The sequence below is a fragment of the Cohaesibacter sp. ES.047 genome (genome assembly GCF_900215505.1).
GTDB lineage: Bacteria > Pseudomonadota > Alphaproteobacteria > Rhizobiales > Cohaesibacteraceae > Cohaesibacter.
Map to the genome: position 1 here is coordinate 3,499,550 of NZ_LT907844.1, position 18,755 is coordinate 3,518,304.

Below are 18,755 nucleotides of genomic sequence, written 5' to 3' on the forward strand. Positions count from 1 at the left end.
GCTGATAGGAGGAGTGAAGTGCAGCCTGATCTTGAATTGGTGCATATTCGTAAAGATGAGTCGTTCGCTGCATGGCAGCATGGCTATCCTTTCCGCACCGTGCGGTGGCATTACCATCCGGAGTATGAAATTCACCTCGTCGTTTCCACGACCGGCAAATTTTACATCGGCGATCACATCGGGCATTTCGCACCTGGCCAGCTGGTCATGACTGGTCCCTATCTGCCTCAGAACTGGATCAGCAACATCCCGAAAGATAAGTTTGAGCGACGTCGCAGTCAGGTCATTCAGTTTCCTGAAAGCTTCATTGAAGCCACGCTGGAAGTCGTTCCGGAGATGGACGCTTTCCGTACCCTTTTAAGCCGATCCCGCCGCGGTCTGCTGTTTGACAATGAGACCGGCAAGGCGCTCGAGCCGATTATGAGCGAGTTGATGGATGCCCGCGGCATCAAGCGCATTGCATTGTTTTGCGAGGTTGTTGATCGCCTTGTTCATGCGCCGGAGCCGCAAATTCTTGCGAGCCTGAATTTCCAGATCGAAATGGGCAGCGCAGAAGACACTGGCGTCAATCGCGCCATCCACTACTTGAGGGAGAACCTCACCAGTCCGATCACAGAGGCCGAGTTGGCCGAGCTGACGGGACAAAGCGCGAGCTCCTTTTCGCGCTCATTCAAGCGCCACACGGGTATGACCCTTGTGCGCTACAAGAACCAACTGCGGATTGACTTGGCCTGCCACATGCTGCTGACCGACCCCGATACCCGCGTTGCTGATATTTGTTTTGAAGTTGGCTTTGCAAATCTGTCCAACTTCAATCGCCACTTCCTCAAGTTGAAGGGCATGTCGCCATCTGAATTTCGATCCACATTCGCAGCAAACAACGTGGCTTGCATGACCGGTTAGTGTCCTGAAATCAAGTTATTAGAATTGCTCGTGTTGCAGATATGGAGGTCTGCGCAAACGGGTAGTATTGTCCAAAACCACCTTTAGGGAGGATCCTAAAATGAAGTCTATTCTCAAATCCATCTCCATTGCCGCTCTTGGCGTAGCGCTCTCGGCCAGCGTATCTATGGCTGCCGATGGCAAGCTGAAAATCGGCATGACTTTCCAGGAAATGAACAACCCATACTTCGTTTCCATGCATGAAGCTCTTAAAGACGCAGCGAAAATGCTCGGCGCTGATCTGGTCATCACCGATGCTGGCCATGACGTTGCCAAACAGATCTCTGACGTGGAAGACATGCTGCAGCAGGACATCGACATTCTGCTCCTGAACCCGACCGATAGTGCTGGTATCGAGTCCGCGGTCACCATGGCCAAAGAAGCTGGCGTGATTGTTGTGGCAGTGGATGCCAACGCGAACGGTCCGGTTGATACCTTCGTTGGTTCCAAAAACCGTGATGCAGGCTACATGTCTTGCAAATACATGGGGGAAGCCATCGGCGGTGACGGTGAAGTCGCAATCCTTGACGGTATCCCCGTGATCCCCATCCTGCAGCGCGTTGAAGGCTGTAAGGCTGCTCTCGAGGAATTCCCAGATATCAAACTCGTTGACACCCAGAATGGTCGTCAGGACCGCTCTGTTGCTCTGGGCGTTGTCGAAAACATGATCCAGTCTCATCCGAAACTCGAAGCCATCTTCTCCGTCAACGACGGTGGCGCAATGGGCGCACTCGCTGCGATCCAGGGGTCAGGCAAAGACATCAAACTGACCTCGGTTGATGGTGCTCCTGAAGCAGTTGATGCAATTGCTAAAGGCACACCGTTCATCGAAACCACGGCTCAGTTCCCACGCGACCAGATCCGCGTTGGCCTCGGCATGGCACTGGCTCAGTACTGGGGTGCTCGTGTTGTTCCTTCTGAAGTTCCGATCGATGTACGTGTCATCGATGCGAAAAACGCCGAAGGCTTCAGCTGGTAAGCTCTTCTCCCAAGGTCACTCCCGCTAAGTTCGCGGGGGTGGCCATTTCTCAAACTATGCGGATTGTCCCATGCTGGAAATGAACGGGATCAAGAAACGCTTCGGCAACATCGAAGTCTTGCATGGAGTTGATCTAGAAGTGCGAGCCGGGGAAGTGCATGCGCTTCTCGGCGAAAATGGCGCCGGTAAATCGACGCTGATGAAAGTGCTCTGCGGCATCATCAAGGCAAGCGAAGGCACAATCAAGATCAACAATGAAGTGTGTGATTTCGCCGATTATGACGAAGCAATCGAGGCCGGTGTCGGCATCGTGTTTCAAGAATTCAGCCTTATTCCCTATCTCACGGCTGTCGAAAACATGTTTCTCGCAAGAGAAATCACCAATTCACTCGGACTTCTCAATCTTCGCGCAATGCGCAAGCGTGCCGAAGAAATCATGAAGCGGCTGGATGTGGATGTCCCGCTGAACGTGCCTGTCACACATCTTTCCGTCGCCGAACAGCAGTTTGTCGAGATCGCCAAGGCGCTCTCTCTTGATGCGCGTATCCTCGTCCTTGACGAACCGACAGCAACGCTGACGCCTTCCGAGGTGGAGCATTTGTACAAGGTGATCAGGGAACTGCGGCGCAATGGCGTTGCCATCGTTTTCATCTCTCATCACCTTGAAGAGATTTTTGAGATTTGCGATCGCATCACCGTGTTGCGCGACGGCGAGTACATCAACACCTGCAACGTGTCCGATGTCGACAATGACCGTCTCGTCGAAATGATGGTGGGGCGTCGCATCGATCAGAATTTCCCGCCCAAACCGGACATCAATGCCGCAGCTCAACCTGTTCTGGAAATCTCGGAAATCCAGCTCGAAAAGAACGGCCCGGTCTCGTCGTTTGATTTGCGCAAGGGTGAGGTGCTCGGCTTTGCCGGTCTTGTTGGATCGGGACGCACGGAAACCGCGCTCGCTCTTTTGGGGGCGCATCCCTCGCAGGTCTGCAAGATCAAGCTCAACGGCAATGACATCCGCTTCAAGGAACCGGCTGACGCACTCGCCAATGGCATTGGCCTCTTGCCTGAGAGTCGCAAGGAACAGGGGCTGATCACCAGTTTCTCGATCCTCCAGAATATCTCGATCAACAACTACGGCAAATATCGCACATACCAGTTCTTTATCGATCTGAAAAAGGAACTTCTTTGCACCAAGGAAGCGATTGCGCAAGTCAAGGTCAAGTCTAACAGTCCCTATGATCGTCTGGACACCTTGTCCGGTGGCAACCAGCAGAAGGTTGTTGTTGCCCGCTGGCTCAATCACACCATGAAAGTTCTCATTTTCGACGAACCCACCCGCGGCATTGATGTTGGCGCCAAGGCTGAAATCTATCAGCTGATGCGCGATCTCACGGAACAAGGGTGTTCAATCATCATGATCTCCTCCGAATTGCCTGAGGTTTTGGGCATGTCAGACCGTGTTTGTGTCTTCCGCGATGGCGGCATTGTCGACACGGTTGAAGGTGAGGACATCAATTCAGAACACATTATGACTCTCGCAACGACGGGGAGACAGAAAAATGTCGCATGACACAACGATCAATGAAACAACCAATAAAAAGAGCCGTTTTGAGTTTGCCGACTTTCTGCATTCGCCTCTCGTGCTGCCTCTCGCCGGCCTGATTGTCGTTTCGATCCTGATGAGTTTCGCAAGCGAAAACTTCTTCTCGGTCTCGAACATTTTCAATGTGCTCAGGCAGGTATCAATCAACGGTATCCTCGCGGTTGGCATGACCTTCGTCATCCTGACCGGCGGCATTGACCTCTCTGTCGGGGCGGTCATGGCGCTTGCGGGCACCATTTGCGCCGGACTTGTCGTCAACATGGGCATGCCGGGCATTGTCGGTCTTGCTGGCGGTACGCTCGTCGGGGTCTGCTTTGGCCTCTTCAACGGTGCTCTCGTCGCCTGGGGCCGGATGCCCGCGATCATCGTGACACTTGCCACAATGGGTGTCGCACGCGGCCTTGGCCTGATCTACTCGGGTGGCTATCCCATCTCCGGGCTGCCATCCTGGATTTCCTGGTTCGGCATCGGACGGATTGCCAATGTTCCTGTGCCGGTCATCATCATGTTCATCATCTATGGCTTTGCATGGGTTCTGTTGCAGCGCACGCCGTTCGGTCGTCATGTCTACTCGATTGGGGGCAACGAAACCGCAGCGCGTCTGTCTGGTGTCAAAACCCAGTGGATCAAGCTGAGCATCTACACGATCTCCGGTTTGACCTCTTCGCTGGCAGCCATCGTTCTGACCGGCCGCCTTATGAGTGGGCAGCCGAACGCCGGTGTCGGCTTCGAGCTTGACGCCATCGCGGCGGTTGTTCTGGGCGGTACGGCCATCTCCGGCGGGCGTGGTCTCATTCTGGGAACGCTGATCGGTGCGGTCCTCTTGGGTATCCTGAACAATGGTCTCAACCTGATGGGCATCAACCCCTATCTGCAGGACGTGATCAAGGGCTTCATCATCCTTCTGGCCATCTACATTGGTCGCGAGTGGCGATAGCCGATACGAAAGGGTCTATCTGATGCAGCTTCACATGATCTTGTGCTTTCCCAGTGGCGCTTTTCCCTGACCCTTAGCTTTTAGTGCGCACTCAATAGGGCAGGGGGGCCAATCCCCTGCATGAGGCGGTCGCCTCGCTCTGAACTCTCAGTAAGTTGAAAGACGACCCCAAGAACAAAGCTTTGCCTTCGACGAACTCCATCGCCGAGGGACGGGGGGCTCTTATGCTCAATTCCGGCTTCCCACGGGCCGGACAGGGCGAGCAAACAGAGCCGCCGGGCCCCACAGAACCACTACAACTGCGCCGCATGCGGCCAGAGATAAAGTGAGGAATTCAATGGATTTCAATGGAAAAACAGTTCTGATCACCGGTGCAGGCAAAGGCATCGGTCGCGCGACGGCTCGGACGCTCGCGTCACGTGGCGCCAAGATCGTCGGCTTTAGCCGCTCGCTCGAGTCACTTGAGGGTCTGACCGAGGAAACAGGTGCCAAATGCATCACTGCAGACTTCTCCGACGCCGCTGAGGTGCGCCGCGCCATGAAAGAGGCAGGCACCGCTGACTATCTCGTCAACTGTGCCGGGACCAATGTTCTTGAAACGGTGCTCGATCTGAGTGATCGCGGCCTCGATGCCGTGCTTCACATCAACCTGCGGGCCGCCATCATCTGCGCACAGGAATTCGCAAAAGCCCGTGTTGCCGCCGGTGGTGGAGGCGTGATCCTCAATATTACCAGCATCGCAGGTCATCGCGGTTTCGATGAGCATGTTGCCTATGCCGCCTCCAAAGCTGGTCTTGAAGGGGCAACCCGTGTTCTGGCCAAGGAATTGGGCCCGCATGGCATTCGTGCCGTGTGCCTCGCACCCACGATCACCATGACCGAACTGGCTGCTGTGGCCTGGAGTGACCCGGTGAAAAGCGAGCCCATGATGGTGCGCCACCCATCTGGCCGCTTTGCTGAGCCTGAAGACGTAGCCAAGGCCGTTGCCATGTTGCTCAGCGATGACGCGTGCATGGTGAACGGTTCGGTCCTCGCAGTGGACGGCGGCTTCCTTGCCGTCTGACCCACGCACTGAAAGAAATTGATATCAAAGGAGCAAGAAAATGGCAGAATCTCTAGAAGGCAAAGTTGCCGTTATCACCGGAGCTGCATCCGGCATCGGCCTGGCAACCACCGAAGCCCTGATTGAGGCTGGCGCGACCGTTGTCATGGTCGATTATGACGAAAAAGCCGTCACAGAATGCGTCGCTCGTCTGGGCGACAAGGCTATCGCGCAGGTCACCAACCTGATCGATCCTGACAGCTGTGCAGCAATGGTCCCTGAGATCCTCAAGAAGGTGGATCACATCGACATTCTTTATTGCAACGCTGGCACTTACATCGGTGGTGACCTCACCGAGACCGATACTCAGACCATCGATCGCATGTTGAACCTCAACGTCAATGCCGTGCTGAAAAACGTCCGCGATGTTGTACCGCATATGACAGAACGCAAAACCGGTGATATCGTTGTTACCTGTTCGATCGCAGGTCACTTCCCGACCTATTGGGAGCCTGTCTATTCCGCTTCCAAGTGGGCCATTACCAGCTTTGTTCAGGGCATGCGTCGTCAGATGATCCCGCACGGCATTCGCGTCGCACAGGTTTCTCCGGGGCCGGTCATCTCTGCCCTTCTGGCCGATTGGCCTGAAGAAAACCTGCGCAAGGCAAAAGAATCCGGTAGCCTCATAGAGGCATCGGAAGTGGCCGATGCGGTTATGTACATATTGACCCGAAAACGCCAGGTCACTATCCGTGACATGCTGGTCCTGCCGACCAATTTTGATCGGGTTTGATGAATTGACGCGGAGCGGCTCACCAAGGGCCGCTCCGTTTCAGGCATTGTCGCTTCGGTCGGATCAACTGGTCTGACACCGCCATCTCGGGTTGACGACGCAGAAGCATGGGAAGAGAAAAATGGCACGCTATTATATGGGGATTGATGTCGGCACTGGCAGCGCGCGTGTCGGCATTTTTGACGTTCAAGGCAATATGCTGGGCGCCGAGAAGCAGGACATAACGCTATTTCAGGAAGCGGGCTCCATTGTTGAGCAATCATCAGACGAAGTCTGGAACGCGGTCTGCACGGCCAGCAAGGCAACGCTGCAAGCAACCGGTGTGGACCCGTCTGATGTGGTGGGCATCGGCTTTGATGCCACCTGTTCGCTTGTCGTGCTTGGTGAGGGCGGCACTCCGATGGCGATCGGCTCAAGTGAGGATCCGGCGCGCAATATCATCGTCTGGATGGACCATCGCGCGACTGACCAAGCGGACCGGATCAACGCGACCAAGCACCGTGTGCTGGACTATGTGGGCGGTATCATTTCCCCTGAAATGGAAACCCCCAAGCTGCTCTGGCTCAAGGAAAACCGCCCGCAAACCTTTGCAGGTGCCTGGCGCTTCTTTGATCTGTCCGACTATCTGACATGGCGCTCGACCGGCAGCGAAGCCCGCTCGATCTGCACCGTCACCTGCAAATGGACCTACATGGGCCATGAAGACAGCTGGGATGAAAGCTACTTCCGTCAGATCGGGCTGGATGCACTGGCTGATGAGAAGTTCGAGCGCATCGGCACCGACATCGTCAATGCGGGCACGCCGCTTGGCTCGGGCTTGACCGAAGCCGCCGCCGCTGATCTCGGCCTTGTTGCAGGCACTCAGGTCGCAGCAGGCCTCATCGACGCCCATGCAGGCGGCATCGGCACCGTCGGAGCAAAAGACAGCGGCAAACCACAGGACAATCTGGGCTACGTCTTTGGCACCAGCTCCTGCACCATGACCACGACCAGCGAGCCTGTTTTCGTGCCCGGCGTCTGGGGGCCCTACTATTCTGCGATGGTTCCCGGTGCATGGCTCAACGAGGGTGGCCAGTCCGCCGCCGGTGCGGCTATCGCCCAACTGCTTAAATTCCACCCAGCCACGGCCGAGGCAACCGCGAACGCAAAGGCGGCTGGCAAATCCCTGCCTGACTGGCTGGCTGTCCGCGCCGTTGAACTCGCCGGATCGGTTAAAAATGCCGCTCGATTGGCTGAAGGGCTTCATGTCGTTCCCGAATTTATCGGCAACAGAGCCCCTTATGGCGACCCCTACACCCGGGCCGTGATTGCGGGCCTCGGCATGGACAGCGATGTCGATCATCTTGTCGCCCTCTACATCGCCGGTGTCAGCAGCCTTGGGTATGGCCTTCGTCAGATCATTGATACGCAGGCCGAAGCCGGTGCGATGATTAAGACCATCGTCATCAGTGGCGGTGCAGGGCGCAGCGATCTCGTCCGACAGCTTCTGGCAGATACGACGGGCGTTGCCATTGCCGCTCCCAAGACCGATGAACCGGTCCTTCTGGGCTCTGCCATACTTGGAGCGGTTGCCGCCGGTGACTTCGATCAGGTTGAGGATGCCATGACGGCAATGAGCGAAATCGCCCAGCGTTATGAGCCGGATAGCGGTGAGATCCGAGCCTTCCACGAGACCCGCTATGACCTTTTCAAGCGGTTTCAGGCACTTGCTCGCGAAGCGGCCATCAGACACTGAAACCTCAACGACACGCTATTGATCCGACGGCTGGGTTCAGCCCGGAGTGGAGACATTATGACCAAACCAAACGCCGTTCTCTTTGACCTTGATGGATGCCTTGTTGACAGCGAGCCACTCTCGCTGCAATCACTGGCATCGGAGATGCAGGAGGTCGGTGTTCCTGGCGCAAGTTATGAAATGACGCGCGACCACTATCTGGGTTGGTCTCTGACGGATGTCAGCAAGGATGTCACCAAACGACTTGGCAAACCCTGTCCGCCGGATCTCTCAGAGAAATACCACCAGCGCCTCTTTGCCCTATATGAACGAGATGGCTTGCCGTTGGTGGATACCATGGTCGCCCTGCATGATCGTTTGTTTGAAGCAGGGCTGGTCACGGCCATTGCCTCAGGCGGATCTCCTGATCGAATTGTCCGCTCCCTGAACGCTTCGGGGCTCATGGGACGCTTTGAAGGACGCACTTACAGCGGCGAGGAAGTGGAGCGCGGCAAGCCGGCTCCCGATCTGTTTCTTTATGCAGCCCGCAAGCTGGGGCTCGAACCCTCAACCTGTGTTGTCGTGGAAGATTCCCCTCATGGCATTGAAGGTGCCGTGGCCGCGGGCATGCGGGCCTTCGGCTTCACCGGTGGCTCCCATCTTGATGGCATCCGGGACCAGCACCGCGAATTGCTCCTCTCCAAGGGGGCTGAGGCTGTATGCGAGAACGCCATGGACCTGTTCGACCACATCATGGGCGTGGCCGAGGACGGCTCGGCGAAAGCTCGTGAGGCTATGTCATGAGCCGCTGGACCGCGACCACCGAAATGAATCACTCGGTCGCGATCGAAGAGCTTCTGTTCTTTATCGAGCGGGTCGCCAACGGGGCATCGACTATGCGGTTTCTGTGTGGGGAAGCCGCGTTCGGCATGAGCCTTCTTGTGCGCATCGCGCGACAACGGTCCTTGACCAAGAATCTCGTAACCCTGTCGCTGCCGGTTGAAGAGGGCTGGGATGAGACGGTGTCTTCGTCGTCCCGCGCCGGGCGTGTCGAGTGTCTCCTTGCATCACTCAGCACGCAACAACAGCCGAACTGCAATGCGTTTGAGGCGGTGTTTCGCCGCTTTGCAGACCGTTGCATCGCAGAAGCGCGCCTTGAGAATGGCACTCTGATCTGTGCCATCGAGAGGGCATGTAGAGACATTGTCGGGTTGCAAGGTGGAGCAGAACTGGCGTCCTGTCTTTCGAGCTACTGCATCGCCTATCAGGCCGGGGACCATAGCCGCATGAAAGCGGTTCTGAATGCTCTGGTGACCGGCTCTTCTGATGACCTGAATGACGTGCACATGCCCTTGGCGGATCTCAGTCTGTCCGAGCTTCTTTGCCTGCTTTCCACCCTGATCCGGACGAGCGGCTATAACGGGCTTATCCTGTTCGGAGAAGATAGCAACCGAACGCCGAACGCCACCACATCGCCTGATGGATTTGGCATGTTGGTCGAGAGCATTGCCAAGGCCATTCAAGACGGGGCTGACGAGTTCGGGGCCGTGCTGCCGATGCGGCCCCAGTCAATGGCTGTCGTTGTTGAAGGGGTTAGCAACCAAAACAAACCTTGGAACCTGAACGTCTGTCGGGGCCCTGATAACGACTTGCAGGCGCAATTGGCCCCGATGGTGATTACCGTTCCGAGCCTCACCATTGAGGATTTCGCCCGCGTTGGCTGATTGTCTCAATGCTGGTTCTGCTGCCTGTCCTTGTCACTTTTCATCAGCCAGCGTTTGACGGTGTTCCGATCAATCGCCAGACGTTGTGCGGTCCTGGTGATGTTGCCGTCCTCCAGCTGATACACCTTATGCACCTTCGATGCGATGATCTCATCAAGGGACTTGTCATCAAGATCCGCATCGCGATCCGGTCCGTTGATCAGTGCTGCCGCTGAAAGAGCGGGCATTTCAAAGTCCGACAGGCTCTGCAGGGTTGCATATTTTTCGGCAAAATTCTCCAATTCGCGCACATTGCCCGGCCAGGAATAGTGTTTCAATTGCTTGAGAACGCGCGTTGGAACATGGGGTGTAGGAGCCTTTCTTTTCTGACAGGACTTCTCAAGGAAACGCTTGAAAAGCAGCTCCGCATCTCCGTCCCGCTCGCGTAAGGCAGGGATGCTGAGATCAAGCACGTTGAGCCGATAAAACAGGTCCGCTCGTAATTTGTGAAGCTTGATTTCCTCCTGCGGGACTTTGTTTGTCGTGGCAATGATGCGCACATTGATCGGTACGACCTTGTTATCGCCAATGCGCATGATTTCGCCCGTCTGCAGGGCTCTGAGCAACTTTGCCTGCAAGAAGACATTCATCTCGGTCAATTCGTCCAGAAACAGCGTTCCTTCATGGGCCAGTTCAAATAGGCCGATCTTTCCCGATTTGGAGGCACCGGTGAAGGCTCCCGGTGCATAGCCGAACAGCTCGCTTTCCAGAAGATCGCCGGGCAGAGCGGCGCAGTTCACCGCCACGAAGGGGCCATCGGCCAACTGTCCTGCATTGTGGATGGATTGCGCGAACAGCTCCTTGCCAGTGCCTGTCTCCCCGACAATCATGATATTGCAGGTCGTCTGGCTATAATGTTGCGCCATCTCAACGAGCCGCTTCATCTTCTGACAGCGGTAATGGATACTCGAGAAGGAGTATTTGGCGTAGAAGCCGCTCTGGGTCAGTTTTTTGCGGATCACATTGCCGGTGTCCTGAATCTTCTGCACCGGCTGGAACAGCACCACGCTGGCTTGATCCGAGAAATCGCCCGACGCGATCGTGATGTGATCGAGCGCCAGCGGGTCTCCTCGATAGGAGACGATCATGTTGCGGGTGTCCATGCTCTTTTGAAAGGCGCGCTCCAGCTCGGGTGAAACAAAGAAATCCGTAATCGCCGCGCCCAGAATTTTCCGCTTGGGATGGGCCAGGATCTCGCATCCCTGTCGGTTGACCTCCTCGATACGGCCCAGCTTGTTCACCAGCACAGCACCATCGCGGGTACAGTCCAGAACGGTTGAAAGCTTGCGTTCCGCTAGGATGTAGCGGTTGAGGTTCTTGTAGACCAGCATCGCCCGCTCGAACGCATCGACGATGGTTTCCATGCTGGACTCGATCAAATAGGCATTGAGGCCTTTTGATTTGACCCATTGGCAGGCCACAGCATCCCCGATCACGACATCCGGCTTCCATTTGACCAGACTGTCGAGGCGCTCCTGAAACTCTGTTTTCTCTCGCAACTCGAAACAGCGATACGTGCGCGTCAGGATCGTGCAGATCGGCTCGACCAGATTGATCAGGGGCGCAAAGCCGGCAACCGCGATGCGGGTGTTCTCGTCCGTCTCCTTATGAATGTAGGCGAGTGTTCGTTGAACCGAAGCCTCCACTTCGATCACTTCGACATCAAGTTCCCTCCGTATCATCCGCGCTGTTCCACCGCGACTGATGATGATCTTCGCACCATTTTCCATAGCCTGTCGCGCCGCCTTCACCCCCTGCTGGAGGTCTCCTTCAAAGGCTTTGGCAGGATAATCGGATGTATCAATGATGCTTTGGGCCTTGACGCGTATTTGCTCGTACGGAGCAATAAACGCGATAACCATGACCTGTCCTCCCAGCTCGGAAGTATGCGCTGGGACAATTTCGATTGCAACGAATTGATGATGCGCGATGCATCGTCTTCCGCAGCACATTGCAGCAAGTCGTAGCCCGGGAAATGTGTAATTTCCAATAGTATATAATTACATCAATGGCTTGATTGTGTTGGCACGGCCATTGCTAACAATGGGGTAAGGCGCGAGAAGAACCGCCATCCGTCTAAATGACTAGATAATGAGAGAGGAGACACTTTCAATGAAAAGGGATCTTTTAAAAGTCCTTTTGCTCGGGCTTGCAGTGCTCGGGATATCCCCGATCCAAGGGCAGGCCGCGTCAGAAGGCCAGGTTCTGAACATCGCCCATCCTGTGCTGCAACAAAACTGGTCACCCCTTCAGGGAGGAGGGCACGGCGCGCGTTGGCAGTCACTCAGCTGGGCCGCTCCGATGTATTTCGACAAGGACGGCAAATTGACGCCCTATGTCCTTTCGAGCGTTGACTCTGACGACAGCTATACCAACTGGACCCTTCATGTGAACCCGAAAGCTGTCTTCTCCGATGGCTCGAAAATCACAGCTCAAGATGTCGTCGGCACCTGGAATCTCTCCGCACGACCAGCAACCAAACATGCCCGCGTCAACCTGTTCCTTGGCGGTGTGAAAGGCTTCAACGATGTTGCCGTTGGCAAAGCGAAAGACATGGAAGGTCTGGCAATCAAGGACGATGCAACCGTGAGCGTCACTTTGGCCAGCCCCGATCCGATCTTTGACCAGAAGATTGCCACCGCGCTGATCGCTCCGGTGAAAATCTCTCAGGCCGAAGATGAAAACGGCATGGAAAAGCAGGATTGGTGGATGCCGGAAAATGGCGTCGTCGTATCCGGTCCTTTCATGCCCGAAAGCATCGACCTCGATCAGGGCGTCGTGACGCTCATCCCGAACCCGAACTTCTTCGGGCCGGCTCCAAAACTTGAAAAGATCGTCTTGACCACTGTTTCCGATGCCAGCACCGCCACCCTGATGCTGAAACGCGGAACGATGGATGCGCACACAGAGCTCATCACTCCAACGATCATTCAGGATCTTGGTGCCGACTTCCTTGGTGGTCCGGCGCTTGCCAAAGGACAGCAGTTCTGGATCAACTCCAACAAGCCACCGATGGATGACATCAATGTTCGCAAGGCGCTGATCATGTCCGTCAATCCTGAAGAGCTCGCTCTGGCCGCCTTCCCGGATGGCCCGTTCACTGCAGCAACCCAGATCCTGAACAAGGTGCCTGGCGTGGATCCGGACTTCAAGAAATATCCATTTGATCCCGAAGCTGCCAAGGCTGCCCTTGCTGCATCAAAATATAAGGATGCCAGCCGCCTGCCGAAAATCATGTTTGTCGGTATTTCCACCCCGACCCATGAAGCCGCTGCACAATATATTGCAGAACAATGGCGCAAGATCCTCGGCATTCAGGGCATCGAAATGAAACCAGCCATCGAGACCTATTCCGGCCCGGATCAGAAGAGCGTTCAGATCTTCCGTGACGATGTTGGCACCCGTGTTCCCGATGCCGTTTCCTACCTGATGGGGTCGATCTATTCGAAATCCGGTAACGCCCGCAACAAGCTGGGTGGCTACAAGAACGAAGAAATCGATGCTCTTCTGGAAGACGCATCCGTCAAAGGCGTCAAGGATCCCAAACGGATCGAGCTGGCGCAACAAGCCCAGAGGCTGTTCCGCGATGACTGGGTCTACATTCCCTACTACTACGACGTGATGTCGAAATGGGCCATGCCATGGGTTCAGAATTTCGACAAGAACGATGACTGGCAGGTTATCGAGCCGTGGAATGTAACCATCGACGAAAGCAAGCGTCCGTAAGGACAACGATCCTGGACGGGTCGTGAACCTCTCACTTCCCGTCCTTTTTTCGTCAAACCAGCGAGGATGACTTGGTATGGGACGCTACATCTTATTCCGACTGCTCAAGTGGGTTCCCTCCGTCTTTATTCTTTTGTTGCTGATCTATGCGCTGGTCTTCTTCGGGGCTGGCGATCCGATCAAGCTGATCTTCCTGCAGGCGCCGGGCGATGTCGCATACGATCCGGTAAGGGTGGAGGCCATCAGGGATGCAGCGGGGCTCAACCGGCCATTTCTGGTGCAGTTTACAGACTATCTGATGAACATCATGCATGGGAATTTCGGCAATTCTCTTGTCTCTGGCCGATCCGTCAATTCGATGATCATGGCCGCTCTGCCGGTAACGCTCAAACTCGGCCTGTCCGCCATTTTCCTTCTGTCGATCATAGGCATCATTCTAGGTGTCATCGCAGCGCTCAACCAGAACAAGTTTCTCGATAACCTCATCGTCGGCTTTGCGCTGATCGTCTGGGGCATTCCGGTCTTTGTTGCTGGACCCCTGATTATCGTTTTTCTCGTGCTCGTGCTCGACCAGGACGTGCCCTATGGCTGGAGCGGCCTGTTAAGTTTCAAAGTGATCGTCCCCCTTCTGGTTCTTGGTTTGAATCCCATGGCCCTGATCATTCGTCAGGCCCGCGCCGGTGTGCTCGAAGTGCTCAGTGAAGATTTTGTTCGGACTGCCCGCGCCAAGGGGATCCCCAATTATCAGGTGGTCGTCAAGCATATCATGCGACCGGTGCTCACGCCGGTGGTCAGCCAGATTGGCCTGTTGGTCATCGCAACACTCAACAACTCGATCCTGATTGAAAAGGTCTTCGGGCTGCCCGGTCTGGGGCGCCTGACCGAAACCGCGATCAAGTCTTCGGACTATCCAGTCATTCTCGCAATCGTGCTGATCTTCTCGACGGTCGTGATGGCGTCAAACCTTCTGGTGGACATTTCCTACCCATTGCTTGACCCCCGCGCAGCAGCCAAAAAGACAGGAGACGAATAATGACCGACAACACGCTCGATCTGCAACAGGACGAAAAGCAGTTCAGTCTGGTCAAGGACGCCTTCGATCGACTGATCGCCAATAAACTCGCCGTGGTCGGCATGCTGTTGGTGCTGTTCCTTTTTTTCATCGCCATCTTTGGCCCGTCGATCACTCCGTATGACTTCCTGTCTCAGGATCTGCTTGCCCGCAATCAGGGGCCATCGCTGGCCCATTGGATGGGGACAGATGATCTAGGGCGCGATATTTGCAGTCGCGTTATCTATGGTGCTCGGACCGCTGTGGTGGTCGCATTCTCCACCACCTTCCTCAGCTTGATCATCGGCCTCTTCATGGGGTCTCTGGGTGGCTATTTCGGCGGCAAGATCGACGCCTTCGTCGTTTGGCTGATCGACATCACCATGTCTATTCCCTCATTGCTGCTGGTGATCGTGATCAACGTTTCCATGAAACCGCGCCTCGTGAACTGGATGGACGAGCAATTCCTCCTGACCGGAAATTCGTTCTACCGAAACACCATTTGGGTGGACTTTGTGCTCGTCTTTGGCTCGCTCGCACTGATCAAGTGGCCCAAGGCCGCCCGCATCATTCGCGGTCAGATCCTGTCGGTGCGCAACAAGAACTACGTGGTTGCCGCTGAAGCGATCGGTGTCCCGACGCCCAAGATCGTCTGGAAATATGTCATACCCAACTCCCTCGGCCCGATCATTGTCTATATCAGTGCCGCTCTTGGGGAAGCCATGGTCTTTGAATCGTCCTTTTCCTTCCTCGGTGTTGGCGTCCGTCCGCCCATTCCAAGCTGGGGCAACATGATCAGTGACGGGCTGAGGGTTTGGCAGCTCTACCCGCATATCCTCGCGGCCCCGGCTGCGGTCCTCGCACTTGTCACCATTGCGTTCAGTTTCCTTGGTGATGGCCTCAATGACGCGCTCAATCCACGCCAGTGGAAATAGAGACCAGCAACGAAAAGGGAGGGCGCTTTGACCAAACTATTGGAAGTGAAAGACCTGCACACGCGCTTCAAGGTGCGCAATGGCTATCTCTATGCGGTGAATGGCGTGTCCTTCACCCTCGACAAGGGAGAGATGCTGGGTGTGGTCGGCGAATCCGGATGCGGCAAGTCCGTCTCCATGATGAGCCTCATCAAACTGCTGCCGCCAGCGGCAGAAATCACAAAGGGAGATGTTGTCCTTGACGGGCAGGATCTCGCCAAGGCCGGCAAGAGCGAAATCAACGCGGTGCGCGGGTCCAAGGTCGGCATGATCTTTCAGGATCCGATGACCTCGCTCAACCCTTTCATGAAGATAGGGGACCAACTGTGCGAAGGGATTATCTACCACCAAAAGATGAAAAAGGCCGACGCCATGAAACAGGCGGCCAAATATCTTGATCTGGTGGGAATCTCAAACAGCACTCACCGGCTGAACGAATATCCGCATCAGCTATCGGGCGGCATGCGTCAGCGTGTGATGATTGCCATGGCCCTTCTGGGCGAGCCGGAACTGGTCATCGCCGACGAACCAACCACCGCGCTTGATGTGACCATTCAGGCCCAGATCGTCGAACTGGTCAAGGAGCTGCGCGAAAAGCTCAATATGTCGATCATCTGGATCACCCATGACCTCAGCCTTCTGGCGGGCATGGTCGACCGGATCATGGTGATGTATGGCGGCAGCGTTATTGAAGAAGCGCCCATTGATGAGATCTACAGCTCGCCGCGCCATCCCTACACCATCGGTCTGCTCAAATCGATCCCGAGCATCAAGACCGAGACGGGCAGTCGCCTGCCATCGATTGCCGGTGCGCCGCCGAACCTGTTTGTCCAGCCGAAAAGCTGTCCATTCGCCCCGCGCTGCGCCTACCGGATCGACCGCTGCACCAAGGAGATCCCAACGCTTGAACCCGTGAAGGGAGAGGGGGGCAACCCTGCGCATCGCATTGCCTGCTGGGTGGACGTGACCACAAAGGGGGAAGCAAAATGAACATCGGCGTCAAGAAGCCTCTGGTTTCAGTTCGGAACCTTGTCAAATATTTCCCCATCAAGATCGGAGCCTTCGGCAGCGAAAAAGCCGTGGTTCACGCCATCGACGATGTCAGCTTTGACATCTATCGAGGTGAGACCCTCGGCCTTGTGGGCGAGTCTGGCTGCGGCAAGTCGACCACCGGCTTCACAATTCTCCAGCTCTACCGCTCCACATCGGGCAGCGTCGAGTTTGAAGGAACGGATCTGGCGAGCCTGTCCGCAAAGGAGCTCAGGACGATGCGCAAAAAGGCGCAGATCGTCTTTCAGGATCCATATTCGACCCTCAATCCGCGCATGACCATCGGTGAAGCACTCGCTGAACCCATGAAGGTTCACAAGATTTGCCCCGATAGCGAAATCCAGTCGCGGATATCCCAGCTGATCCGGGATGTCGGCCTGAACCCCAACGTCGCGAACCGCTATCCGCATGAATTCTCTGGTGGCCAACGCCAGAGGATCTGTATCGCCAGAGCGCTGGCCTGCAATCCCGAGTTCGTTGTCTGTGATGAGCCGATTTCCGCGCTTGATGTGTCGATCCAGGCCCAGATCATCAACCTGCTGATGGACATTCAGGAGAAATACAATCTCACCTATCTGTTCATTGCCCATGATCTGGCGGTTGTTCGGCATATCTCGGACCGGATCGCAGTCATGTATCTGGGCAAGATCATGGAGATTGCGGACAAGGCCGACCTCTTTAAGCGCCCCATGCATCCCTATACCAAGGCGCTTCTGTCAGCCGTTCCCGAAGCGGATCCCGACATCGAGAGGGATCGCAAAAGGATCATCCTCAAGGGGGATGTCTCGAACGCCATTGATCCGCCTTCTGGCTGTCGGTTTCATCCGCGCTGTGCCTATGCGACCGAGCAATGCGCCCTGACCATGCCCGAACTTGAGGATCATGGTGAAGGCCATCAGGTTGCCTGCATAAGGCTGGCGGAAATCGAACACGAAAGCGTCTGAGGCAAGACACCGCAAGCATTTAAGGCTCCCAAGGAGCACGGGCAGCCCTGCCGACAGGACACCTGTTGGCAGGGCAGAAAAAAGCGCAAAAGGCAAGGCCATGAAGATCGAAGGTATCAAGACAATCCCAACTCCGTGTCCAAGCAACCATGCGTCCAATCTTTTGGCCTTGGGGGATGGCGATTTGCTCTGCACATGGTTCGGCGGAACCATGGAGGGCACGTCTGATATCAGCATCTATCTCAGTCGATATGATGCGAATTCCGGACAATGGCTTGAGCCGGACAAGATGAGCAGGGATCCTGATCGCTCTGAACAAAACCCCGCTCTCTTCCGTCACCCGACAGGAGAAATCTGGCTACTCTATACCGCTCAATTGAAGACGGATCAGAGCACGGCCATCGTGCGTCGGCGTCGATCGCAGGACGGCGGCACAAGCTGGGCGCCGATCGAGACCCTGTTCGACAGGCAAGGCACCTTCATTCGCCAGCCGCCGGTGGTCAATGCGCAAGGCACGCTGTTGTTGCCGATCTGGCATTCCAACATCAAAAACGCCTTTGGCAACGACAATTCCCTTGTCTATGCATCTGGAGACGGAGGAGAGACTTGGGATTTGCGGGAAGTGCCCCAGAGTGGCGGGTGCGTGCACATGAACATCCTGCCAAGTTGCAAGGTGGCCTTTTTCCGCAGTCGGCGATCAGACTTTATTCACCGCTCGCTGTCAGATGATGACGGCCTCAACTGGTCAAAGCCAGAGCCTACGACCTTGCCAAACAACAACGCGTCAATTCAGGCCTGTGAGGCCAGCAATGGCCGCATTTACATCGTCTACAACCACATCTCGGCAGCCGGTCGGTCCTCCGAAAGCTCAATCCCGCCATGGGTGCAGGACCGGGACGCTTTCCTTCGGCAATGTGACATCACCGACAGCAGCGCCATCTGGGGCGTGCCGCGCAATCCGCTGATGATCGCCAGTTCAACCGATCTGGGGGCAAGCTGGACACATGAGCTGACCATCGAGGACGACGCGACCTTGCGCTCTGAACATGACGAACATGGCGCGTTTGTTGGCGACTATTCCTATCCATCAATCATCGAGGCACCCGAAGGGGAATTGCACATCAGCTTTTCCTACCTCAGGGACTATATCAAGCACGTCAAACTGACGCTTTAGCGCAACAGGAGAGGAGGACCAAAGGGTCGGCGCTGCTGGCTGACAATAAAGTGTTTGATC

General features: G+C 55.7%; 16 protein-coding genes. 15 read left to right on the forward strand and 1 reads right to left on the reverse strand.

Going from position 1 to position 18,755, the window contains the following annotated elements:
• Positions 1–18: 18 nt before the first annotated feature.
• The 9 genes from CPH65_RS15975 to CPH65_RS16015 all read left to right on the forward strand — a co-directional run bounded on the left by CPH65_RS15975 (position 19) and on the right by CPH65_RS16015 (position 9,737).
• Positions 19–903: an AraC family transcriptional regulator gene (locus tag CPH65_RS15975; protein WP_096174793.1), complete on the forward strand. Its 885-nt coding sequence runs from the start codon at positions 19–21 to the stop codon at positions 901–903.
• Positions 904–1,003: 100 nt separating this feature from the next.
• Positions 1,004–1,921, forward strand: a complete 918-nt coding sequence (locus CPH65_RS15980) for an ABC transporter substrate-binding protein (protein ID WP_096174794.1) — start codon at positions 1,004–1,006, stop codon at positions 1,919–1,921.
• 70 nt (positions 1,922–1,991) lie between these two features.
• A complete protein-coding gene (locus CPH65_RS15985) occupies positions 1,992–3,494 on the forward strand; it encodes a sugar ABC transporter ATP-binding protein (RefSeq protein ID WP_096174795.1) in 1,503 nt (500 codons plus the stop codon).
• On the forward strand, positions 3,484–4,464 hold the full coding sequence (locus CPH65_RS15990) for an ABC transporter permease (protein ID WP_096174796.1): 981 nt from the start codon (positions 3,484–3,486) through the stop codon (positions 4,462–4,464). The genes CPH65_RS15985 and CPH65_RS15990 overlap by 11 nt, the downstream gene beginning before the upstream one ends.
• 337 nt (positions 4,465–4,801) lie before the next feature.
• A complete protein-coding gene (locus tag CPH65_RS15995; RefSeq protein ID WP_096174797.1) occupies positions 4,802–5,527 on the forward strand; it encodes an SDR family oxidoreductase in 726 nt (241 codons plus the stop codon).
• 40 nt (positions 5,528–5,567) lie between these two features.
• Complete coding sequence (locus tag CPH65_RS16000; protein ID WP_096174798.1) at positions 5,568–6,299, forward strand: SDR family oxidoreductase; 732 nt, start codon at positions 5,568–5,570, stop codon at positions 6,297–6,299.
• Between the two features lie 121 nt (positions 6,300–6,420).
• The gene (locus CPH65_RS16005; RefSeq protein ID WP_096174799.1) at positions 6,421–8,034 is read left to right on the forward strand and encodes an FGGY-family carbohydrate kinase; all 1,614 of its coding nucleotides are present in this window, start codon (positions 6,421–6,423) and stop codon (positions 8,032–8,034) included.
• A gap of 57 nt (positions 8,035–8,091) precedes the next feature.
• Positions 8,092–8,817, forward strand: a complete 726-nt coding sequence (locus CPH65_RS16010; protein WP_096174800.1) for an HAD family phosphatase — start codon at positions 8,092–8,094, stop codon at positions 8,815–8,817.
• On the forward strand, positions 8,814–9,737 hold the full coding sequence (locus CPH65_RS16015; protein WP_096174801.1) for a BREX system ATP-binding domain-containing protein: 924 nt from the start codon (positions 8,814–8,816) through the stop codon (positions 9,735–9,737). Before CPH65_RS16010 ends, CPH65_RS16015 begins: the two co-directional genes overlap by 4 nt.
• 5 nt (positions 9,738–9,742) lie before the next feature.
• Here the strand turns inward: CPH65_RS16015 and CPH65_RS16020 are convergent, their stop codons facing one another.
• Positions 9,743–11,638, reverse strand: a complete 1,896-nt coding sequence (locus tag CPH65_RS16020) for a sigma 54-interacting transcriptional regulator (protein WP_172891535.1) — start codon at positions 11,636–11,638, stop codon at positions 9,743–9,745.
• 250 nt (positions 11,639–11,888) lie between these two features.
• Between CPH65_RS16020 and CPH65_RS16025 the strand changes: the two genes are divergently transcribed.
• The 6 genes from CPH65_RS16025 (at position 11,889) to CPH65_RS16050 (ending at position 18,695) form a co-directional block, all read left to right on the forward strand.
• On the forward strand, positions 11,889–13,502 hold the full coding sequence (locus CPH65_RS16025) for an ABC transporter substrate-binding protein (RefSeq protein ID WP_244574428.1): 1,614 nt from the start codon (positions 11,889–11,891) through the stop codon (positions 13,500–13,502).
• Positions 13,503–13,578: 76 nt separating this feature from the next.
• Positions 13,579–14,535, forward strand: coding sequence for an ABC transporter permease (locus CPH65_RS16030; protein WP_096174804.1), 957 nt, complete (start codon positions 13,579–13,581; stop codon positions 14,533–14,535).
• Positions 14,535–15,488, forward strand: a complete 954-nt coding sequence (locus tag CPH65_RS16035; protein WP_096174805.1) for an ABC transporter permease — start codon at positions 14,535–14,537, stop codon at positions 15,486–15,488. The genes CPH65_RS16030 and CPH65_RS16035 overlap by 1 nt, the downstream gene beginning before the upstream one ends.
• Positions 15,489–15,515: 27 nt before the next feature.
• Positions 15,516–16,517 carry an ABC transporter ATP-binding protein gene (locus CPH65_RS16040; RefSeq protein ID WP_096174806.1) on the forward strand — a complete coding sequence of 334 codons (1,002 nt, stop codon included), beginning with the start codon at positions 15,516–15,518 and terminating at the stop codon, positions 16,515–16,517.
• Complete coding sequence (locus tag CPH65_RS16045; protein WP_371359345.1) at positions 16,514–17,521, forward strand: ABC transporter ATP-binding protein; 1,008 nt, start codon at positions 16,514–16,516, stop codon at positions 17,519–17,521. The genes CPH65_RS16040 and CPH65_RS16045 overlap by 4 nt, the downstream gene beginning before the upstream one ends.
• A gap of 100 nt (positions 17,522–17,621) precedes the next feature.
• A complete protein-coding gene (locus tag CPH65_RS16050) occupies positions 17,622–18,695 on the forward strand; it encodes an exo-alpha-sialidase (protein ID WP_096174807.1) in 1,074 nt (357 codons plus the stop codon).
• The last annotated feature ends 60 nt before the right edge of the window (positions 18,696–18,755 follow it).

What these genes read in the sequence shown, in the direction of transcription:
- CPH65_RS15980 (WP_096174794.1), top strand. Translation starts at nt 1,004, where the DNA reads ATGAAGTCTATTCTCAAATCCATCTCCATTGCCGCTCTTGGCGTAGCG.
- CPH65_RS15985 (WP_096174795.1), top strand. Translation starts at nt 1,992, where the DNA reads ATGCTGGAAATGAACGGGATCAAGAAACGCTTCGGCAACATCGAAGTC.
- CPH65_RS15990 (WP_096174796.1), top strand. Translation starts at nt 3,484, where the DNA reads ATGTCGCATGACACAACGATCAATGAAACAACCAATAAAAAGAGCCGT.
- CPH65_RS15995 (WP_096174797.1), top strand. Translation starts at nt 4,802, where the DNA reads ATGGATTTCAATGGAAAAACAGTTCTGATCACCGGTGCAGGCAAAGGC.
- CPH65_RS16000 (WP_096174798.1), top strand. Translation starts at nt 5,568, where the DNA reads ATGGCAGAATCTCTAGAAGGCAAAGTTGCCGTTATCACCGGAGCTGCA.
- CPH65_RS16005 (WP_096174799.1), top strand. Translation starts at nt 6,421, where the DNA reads ATGGCACGCTATTATATGGGGATTGATGTCGGCACTGGCAGCGCGCGT.
- CPH65_RS16010 (WP_096174800.1), top strand. Translation starts at nt 8,092, where the DNA reads ATGACCAAACCAAACGCCGTTCTCTTTGACCTTGATGGATGCCTTGTT.
- CPH65_RS16015 (WP_096174801.1), top strand. Translation starts at nt 8,814, where the DNA reads ATGAGCCGCTGGACCGCGACCACCGAAATGAATCACTCGGTCGCGATC.
- CPH65_RS16020 (WP_172891535.1), bottom strand. Translation starts at nt 11,638, where the DNA reads ATGGTTATCGCGTTTATTGCTCCGTACGAGCAAATACGCGTCAAGGCC.
- CPH65_RS16025 (WP_244574428.1), top strand. Translation starts at nt 11,889, where the DNA reads ATGAAAAGGGATCTTTTAAAAGTCCTTTTGCTCGGGCTTGCAGTGCTC.
- CPH65_RS16030 (WP_096174804.1), top strand. Translation starts at nt 13,579, where the DNA reads ATGGGACGCTACATCTTATTCCGACTGCTCAAGTGGGTTCCCTCCGTC.
- CPH65_RS16035 (WP_096174805.1), top strand. Translation starts at nt 14,535, where the DNA reads ATGACCGACAACACGCTCGATCTGCAACAGGACGAAAAGCAGTTCAGT.
- CPH65_RS16045 (WP_371359345.1), top strand. Translation starts at nt 16,514, where the DNA reads ATGAACATCGGCGTCAAGAAGCCTCTGGTTTCAGTTCGGAACCTTGTC.
- CPH65_RS16050 (WP_096174807.1), top strand. Translation starts at nt 17,622, where the DNA reads ATGAAGATCGAAGGTATCAAGACAATCCCAACTCCGTGTCCAAGCAAC.